Origin of the sequence: Sulfurimonas sp., assembly GCF_016744025.1 — a bacterium.
Classification (GTDB): domain Bacteria; phylum Campylobacterota; class Campylobacteria; order Campylobacterales; family Sulfurimonadaceae; genus Sulfurimonas.
This window is the reverse complement of record NZ_JADGFC010000014.1, coordinates 26,655-33,525: the sequence shown is the minus strand read 5'-3', so window position 1 is coordinate 33,525 and position 6,871 is coordinate 26,655. Positions and strand designations below refer to the sequence as shown.

The 6,871-nt window shown below is 32.5% G+C and carries 8 protein-coding genes; 4 read left to right on the top strand and 4 right to left on the bottom strand.

Annotated elements, in window-relative coordinates; all coding sequences use genetic code 11:
• Nucleotides 1-125 precede the first annotated feature (125 nt).
• Both ftsY and QZZ48_RS03895 read right to left on the bottom strand, forming a co-directional pair.
• Nucleotides 126-1,010, bottom strand: coding sequence for a signal recognition particle-docking protein FtsY (gene ftsY / locus QZZ48_RS03900; protein ID WP_294962157.1), 885 nt, complete (start codon nucleotides 1,008-1,010; stop codon nucleotides 126-128).
• 12 nt (nucleotides 1,011-1,022) lie between these two features.
• Nucleotides 1,023-1,577 carry a TlpA disulfide reductase family protein gene (locus tag QZZ48_RS03895; RefSeq protein WP_294962155.1) on the bottom strand — a complete coding sequence of 185 codons (555 nt, stop codon included), beginning with the start codon at nucleotides 1,575-1,577 and terminating at the stop codon, nucleotides 1,023-1,025.
• A 54-nt stretch (nucleotides 1,578-1,631) separates the two neighbouring features.
• On the opposite strand from QZZ48_RS03895, the gene QZZ48_RS03890 reads away from it, so the two are divergent.
• Nucleotides 1,632-2,195 carry a 5-formyltetrahydrofolate cyclo-ligase gene (locus QZZ48_RS03890; RefSeq protein ID WP_294962153.1) on the top strand — a complete coding sequence of 188 codons (564 nt, stop codon included), beginning with the start codon at nucleotides 1,632-1,634 and terminating at the stop codon, nucleotides 2,193-2,195.
• Between the two features lie 16 nt (nucleotides 2,196-2,211).
• Nucleotides 2,212-3,780 carry a ribonuclease Y gene (gene rny / locus QZZ48_RS03885; protein WP_294962151.1) on the top strand — a complete coding sequence of 523 codons (1,569 nt, stop codon included), beginning with the start codon at nucleotides 2,212-2,214 and terminating at the stop codon, nucleotides 3,778-3,780.
• On the opposite strand, the gene QZZ48_RS03880 is transcribed toward rny, so the two are convergent.
• Together QZZ48_RS03880 and QZZ48_RS03875 are read right to left on the bottom strand one after the other, a co-directional pair.
• Nucleotides 3,773-4,510, bottom strand: a complete 738-nt coding sequence (locus tag QZZ48_RS03880; protein WP_294962149.1) for a molybdopterin-binding protein — start codon at nucleotides 4,508-4,510, stop codon at nucleotides 3,773-3,775. The two genes, rny and QZZ48_RS03880, sit on opposite strands and share 8 nt — an antisense overlap.
• Before the next feature lie 7 nt (nucleotides 4,511-4,517).
• Nucleotides 4,518-5,411: a cation diffusion facilitator family transporter gene (locus QZZ48_RS03875; protein WP_294962147.1), complete on the bottom strand. Its 894-nt coding sequence runs from the start codon at nucleotides 5,409-5,411 to the stop codon at nucleotides 4,518-4,520.
• 66 nt (nucleotides 5,412-5,477) lie between these two features.
• On the opposite strand from QZZ48_RS03875, the gene cmoB reads away from it, so the two are divergent.
• Both cmoB and QZZ48_RS03865 read left to right on the top strand, forming a co-directional pair.
• Nucleotides 5,478-6,368, top strand: a complete 891-nt coding sequence (cmoB, locus tag QZZ48_RS03870) for a tRNA 5-methoxyuridine(34)/uridine 5-oxyacetic acid(34) synthase CmoB (RefSeq protein ID WP_294962146.1) — start codon at nucleotides 5,478-5,480, stop codon at nucleotides 6,366-6,368.
• A gap of 3 nt (nucleotides 6,369-6,371) precedes the next feature.
• On the top strand, nucleotides 6,372-6,854 hold the full coding sequence (locus tag QZZ48_RS03865; RefSeq protein ID WP_294962145.1) for a PaaI family thioesterase: 483 nt from the start codon (nucleotides 6,372-6,374) through the stop codon (nucleotides 6,852-6,854).
• Nucleotides 6,855-6,871 lie beyond the last annotated feature (17 nt).

The following is a 6,871-nucleotide window of genomic DNA, read 5'->3' as shown; positions in this document are numbered from 1 at the left end:
GAGCTTTTTTACAGCCATTTGTAAATAAACCTTTGTTTACTCCTACTATACCGAACTTTAATGAATGTTTTATGCACCCGTTTTTTTAATTAAGTCAGTTTTTCGTACTTAAGAGAAGACGTTAACTAGTTCGTTTCTTCTTCTACAAAGATAGCATCTAAGAGAGTATCTACAAACTCATACTTATCAAAAGGTGTTAGATTCTCAGGTTGTTCACCAGTTCCAACATAAAGTATAGGAAGCTCTAGAGCGTAAGCAATAGAAAAGATAGAACCACCTTTAGCAGTTCCATCTAGTTTTGTAATAATAATACCATCTATTCCAATCATTTCATGAAAAGCTTTTGCTTGAGCTATTGCTGAGTTTCCTTGAGTTCCATCAAGTATTAAAATTGTTCTATGAGGAGAACCTGGATGAGCTTTCTCACAAATACGATTTATCTTTTTAAGCTCATTTGCAAGATTTGTTTGTGTATGAAGACGACCAGCAGTATCAATGATTACATTATCAAAACCTTTTGCTTTTGCAGAATCGATAGTATCAAATGCAACTGCAGAAGAGTCATGCCCTTGAGCGGAAGATACTATAGGGATATCAAGTTTTTTAGACCATAACGTTAGTTGCTCTATTGCAGCTGCACGAAATGTGTCTCCTGCACCTAAAATGACTTTCTTTCCGTCATTTTTGTATCTTTGAGCAAGTTTTGAAATTGTAGTTGTTTTTCCAGCACCGTTTACACCAACAATTAACTCAACAAAAGGAGCTGTATATTCAGGTTCCTTGTATGAAGTGTAGGCTAGAGATGCTAAAAGCTTTGATCGTAAGATATCTCTTGTGATTTTAGTTTGGTATGTTTGCTCAATTATTATTTCAACTAAGTCATACTCAACATCAGCTTCTAGTAGAATATTTTCAAGTTCATCTTTTGTAAATGAAATTTTCTTCTTTGGAACAACAGTTTTTATTGCATCTGCTGTTTTAGATAGAGATTTTTTTATAAAACCAAACATATATATACTTCCTTATTTACCAGTAGCCAGCTTAATGTCGTTTTCTATAAGCTCTTCTTCTATTGAACCAATGAAGTGATTTATGTATTTACCATCTTTGTAAAGTGCCATAATTGGAATAGGGTATCTCTCTCCAAGTTTTAACTCATTTACAATAGTGTCTGCTAAACGACGGTTTTGATCAGAGTTAACAAGTGTGTAATTAGCATTGTATGTATTTCTAAAGTCAAGAAGTTTTGCATTTTCAATATTATCTTCTATTGTAAGACCAATAATAACTAAGTCATCTTTATACTTTTTTTGAAGTGAAGTAAGGTGAGTCGCCGCTCCACGACATGGTGGACACCAAGTTGCAAAGATATCAAATAAAACTACTTTACCTTCAGCTCCTTTTAGTACAAATCCAGAACCTTCTTTTTTTACTATATATTCTTTGTAATCAAGACCTGTTAATACATACTCGTTTGTTGAAATAATCTCGTTTGCATCTTGTGCATCATCATTTGAACATCCGACGAAAAATAGAGCTGAACTTAATAAGATTGTTGTAGTGATTTTTTTAAACATTAAAATACCTTTATTTATTGTAAAATATGCGAAATTATAACTTAAAGAAATTATATGCCTCTTACAAAATCAATATTTAGACAAAATTGTATAAAAAAAATCAAAAATGCTTCTGCACATAATAAATATTATAGAAATGCAATGATAAATAAACGTCTTTTACGTGAGTTAAAGTACAAGAAAGGTTTAAAAGTGTTATTTTATTATCCTTTGGCATTTGAAGCAGATATAAGGAAAACACTCAATATAATTCGTCGAAATTGTGATATCTTTGTACCATTTATGCAAGATTCAAGTTTTAAGATAGTACCATTTAGGTTACCGCTAAAGAAGAAGAAATTTAATATTTACGAAGCGGGAAATACTATAAGAAATATAAATAAAATTGATATAGCCATAGTGCCTACGGTTGGGGTTGATGGTAAATTACAGAGAATAGGTTTTGGAAAAGGGATGTATGATCGTTTCTTTGAAAAGTTAAAAAAGAAGCCATACACAATTTTTATACAACCAGAAGTTTGTTTTACAAAAGAATATATTTGTGATGATTATGATATTTCATGTGATTTGCTACTAACACCAAGATTTAATAAAAAACCGAGACAGTATTACGGCTAGAGAATAGGAATAGGTAATGTTAAATGAAATACTACTAGGTGGCTCTATTGCCATGGTAAGTGGTCTTTTTGGATTTTTTATCTCTAAGAAAATTACTCATGCTAATTTTGATGTTTTTGTTGATCAAGCAAAAGCCAAAGCAAGTGCCATTGAAAATGAAGCACAAAATCTTTTACACAAGTCAAAACTCAAATCACAAGAGATTGAACTTGAAGCTTCAAGACATTATGAAAGCGCAAAAGATAGGGCCAAAGCTGATCTACATCAAAGAGAAGATGATGTTATTCGAAAAGAACAAAATTTTAAAAGATATAAACAAAACGAAGACAAAAGACTTCGTGATGATTCAAGAGTAATAGAAGCTAAAAAAGTTGATTTAGATAGAAATGAAAAATCTATAAAGTCTATTAAAAAGAAATATGAAGAAAAAGTAGATGAAGCTCTTCATACGATTGAGCATAGTGCTGGTATGACTCAAGATGAAGCGAAGAAAGTTTTACTAGATAAAGTTGAAGAGAAATCGCGTGGAGATATTGCTCATATAGTTAGACGCTATGAAAATGAAGCAAAAACTGAAGGACAGAAAAAAGCAAATTATATTTTAGCTCAAGCTGCTAGTAGATTTGCTGGAAACTTTGCATCTGAGAGACTTACTAATTTAGTTCATTTAGAAGATGATGAGTTAAAAGGTCGAATCATTGGTAAAGAGGGTAGAAATATTAAAGCATTAGAAACTTTAATGGGTGTGGATATTATAATAGATGATACACCAAACGCTATTCTTGTAAGTAGTTTCAACCTTTATCGTCGTGCTATTGCAACAAAAACTTTACAACTACTCATAGCAGATGGAAGAATTCAGCCTGCAAGAATAGAAGAGATATATGAAAAAGTATCACAAGAGTTTGAAGATGGCATCTTAAACGAAGGTGAAGAACTTATTGCTGATATGGATATCGGAGCTATGCATCCTGAGCTTGTTAAGCTTATAGGTAAACTTAGATATCGTGCTAGTTATGGTCAAAATGCTTTAGCTCATACACTTGAAGTTGCACACTTAGCTGGTGTTATGGCTTCTGAAATGGGTGGAGATTCAAGGCTTGCAAAAAGAGCTGGACTGCTTCATGATATAGGGAAAGCACTAACATATGAACATGAGGGCAGTCATGTTGATTTAGGTGCTGATATCTGTAACCGATATAGTGAACATAGTGTAGTTATAAATGCTATATATGCTCATCATGGTCATGAAGAGATGAATTCTATAGAGTGTGCTTCAGTTTGTGTAGCAGATGCACTCTCAGCGGCAAGACCAGGAGCTAGAAGAGAAGTACTAGAGAGTTTCTTAAAAAGAGTAACTCAGATAGAAGAAATAGCTTCTGTGCATCTAGGTGTGAAACAGGCTTACGCGATAAATGCAGGTCGTGAAGTAAGAGTTATCGTAAATGCTACACTTGTAAATGATGATGAATCTATCTTAATGTCAAAAGAGATAGCAAAAGAGATTGAAGAACAGGTTCAATATCCTGGTGAGATAAAAGTAAATGTAATAAGAGAAAGTAGAGCAGTAGTATACGCTAAGTAGTTAAAAGCTTATACTTTATATCTTTACTTTCAAGTTCTTTTATAAAAAGGTTAAAGTGGCTTTTTATTTCTTTGTCATCGCCACCGCTAAGTGATAACTCAACTAAGGCTTTGCCATCTTTAAAGATTGGTAAGCATGAAAGTTCTACATGATCTGGAAGAAGTTTCATCTGATTTATAAGTGTCTCTTCGCTTGTCTGAGCTAAAAGTGTATATCTGTGTTTTTTCAATCTTGTACAACATAGTTTAGAAATCACTTCTCTTATCATTGGATGAGCCATCTCAGGAAAACCTGGAACAAAGAAAAATCTGTTCTGCAAAGAGAATCCAGACATATTATTAACTGGATTAAAAAGTAGCTCTGAACCTTGAGGTATATCTGCCATACTGATTCTATGAGGGTAAGATTTATCTGCAAATCTATCAATAATATCTTGCTCAAAAACCTTATGTCTAACTACAGCTTTATTTGTAAAAATTTGAGAAGCTATATCTCGTGTTAAATCATCAGGAGTAGAACCAATCCCTCCAAATGAGAACATAATTGAGTTTTTATCTTTTTTGATAAGTTCATAAGAGTTCTTCATAAGTTCTTCATCATCTTTTACAATGAATGTGGCAAAAAGATCATAACCATATTTTTGTAGTTCATCACGAACAAATTTAAAGTGTTTATCTTCTCTTCTAGCATTTAAAATTTCTGTTCCGATTATTAAAGCATAGAAGTTCATAATAGGTTTAGTACTTATCTTCTATCTCATTCATCTCTGAATCATCATATGGATCCATATGCACAATAGTATGAACACTTTTATCTTCAAAAAGAGCTTTTATATCAGCTTCAATTTTATCAGCTACAAGATGAGCGTCGTATAATGAGATACTAATGTTAAATACTGCATGAACAGATATGAAGATTTGTGAACCAGACTCTCTAGTTTGAAGAAAGTGATAGTCTGAAATACCTATATTGTTTTGTAAAATATTTCTAATACTTTGTATATCTTCTTCAGGAAGAGCAGCATCTAAAAGCATTAAAACTCCCTCTTTGATGATTGGAATAGCAGAATAAATCATATAAATTGCTATCCCAAGACCAAGTATTGGGTCTATTAACTGTTCTCCTGTCATTGATATAAGAGCAAGAGCCATAAGAACTGCACCATTTGAGAAGAGGTCAGTTTTGTAGTGAAGAGCATCTGCTGTTATAACCATATTCTTAGTTTTTTTAGCAACATAATTTAAAAATAATACAAGAGCAAGCGTTATTACAAGAGATGCTGCCATTACCCAGATGCTACTTTGCATAAAGCCCATTTCTCTGGGATGCGTTATTTTTACAAGGGCTTCATAGAATATAAAAACTGCTGATATAGAAATTACAGTTCCTTCAACAACTGCAGCAAGTGGTTCTATCTTACTTCTTCCATAGTTAAATTGTTCATCCGGATTTTTCTCAGCAGTATTAAGTGCAAAAAAGTTAAATAGGGAAACTGTAAGGTCTAAAAAACTGTCAATTGCAGAAGCAAGAACAGCGATAGAACCACTTAAAATACCCACTGTCATTTTCATAAGGACAAGGATTCCTGCAACTGAAGTAGATACTAAGGTGGCTTTTTTCTCTAATCTCATTAAATTTCCTATGGGGATTGATATTTAGATACAATTATAATTAAATTTACATACATAAAGAATAAAATGAACTTAGAAGATTTAAGAAAAGAAAGACAAAAGTGGATGACTTGGAAAAATATCAAACCGCTTCGTGAGGCATTAGAGTCTTTAGAAGATGGCTTGTTTGAAGTTGAACTTGGTGATGTTGTTAAGATTAGTGCTAAATCAACTCAAAATATAGAAGAAGTTGCAAGAACTATGATGCCTTGGAGAAAAGGACCATTTGAAGTTTTGGACTGTTTTATAGATGCAGAGTGGAAGAGTAATATTAAATACAATCTTTTGAGAAAACATTTCGATTTAAAAGATAAGAGAGTTGCCGATATAGGTTGTAACAATGGTTACTATTTATTTCGTATGCAAGAAGATGAACCAAAATCATTAGTAGGTTTTGATCCATCACCTCTGTATAAAACACAGTTTGATTTTATAAATCATTTTGTGAAAAGTGATATCGTTTATGAACTTTTAGGTGTTGAACATCTGGAATTTTATGAAGAGAAATTTGATACTATCTTTTGTTTAGGTGTTTTGTATCACAGAAGCGATCCTGTAGCGATGCTAAAATCACTATTTCGTGGACTTGATAAAAATGGTGAAGTTATCCTTGATACTTTTTATATTGAGGGTGAAGATGAGATGGCACTTTGTCCAAAATCATCTTATTCGAAAATATCAAATATCTATTTTGTTCCGACAATACCAGCACTTAAAAACTGGTGTTTAAGAGCGGGGTTTAGTAGTTTTGAAGTTTTAGAAACTTCTACAACAGATGAAGATGAGCAAAGAAAAACTTCTTGGATAGAAGGACAGTCACTAGAAGACTTTTTAGATCCCCAAGATAATACAAAAACACTTGAGGGCTACCCAGCTCCAAAAAGAGTTTATGTAAAACTTATAAAATCAAGGGATTAATTAATGAGTAATGAGAATGAAATAGATGATGAATCATTAGAATTTGATGATTATGTAAATGAAGATGAAAATGCCGTCGCTTTAAATACCCATGAAAATACTAATCGCTATCTAAATGGAGAAATATTAAAGCTTGAAAGAGGTTATGTTGAGTTAAGACTAACCACTATTTCTGAGATGGTAGTTGATGATCAAGGACTTATTCATGGTGGATTTATCTTTAGTGCTGCTGATTTTGCGGCGATGGCAGCTGTAAATGAAAGAAATGTAGTTTTAGTTGGAAGTGATTGTCAATTCCTATCTCCTGTAAAGTTTGGCGATGAAGTTAACTTTGTTGCAAGGGTAAGACACAAAGAGGGTAGAAAAAGAAATATCCATGTTGAAGCTCATGTTTTAGATATAAAAGTTTTTGAAGGTGAATTTAAAACTGTAATTACTGATAGACACGTACTAAAACTAAAACTTCTTGATGAAGAAGAAGTGTAAAAAGAGGATTTAGTCCT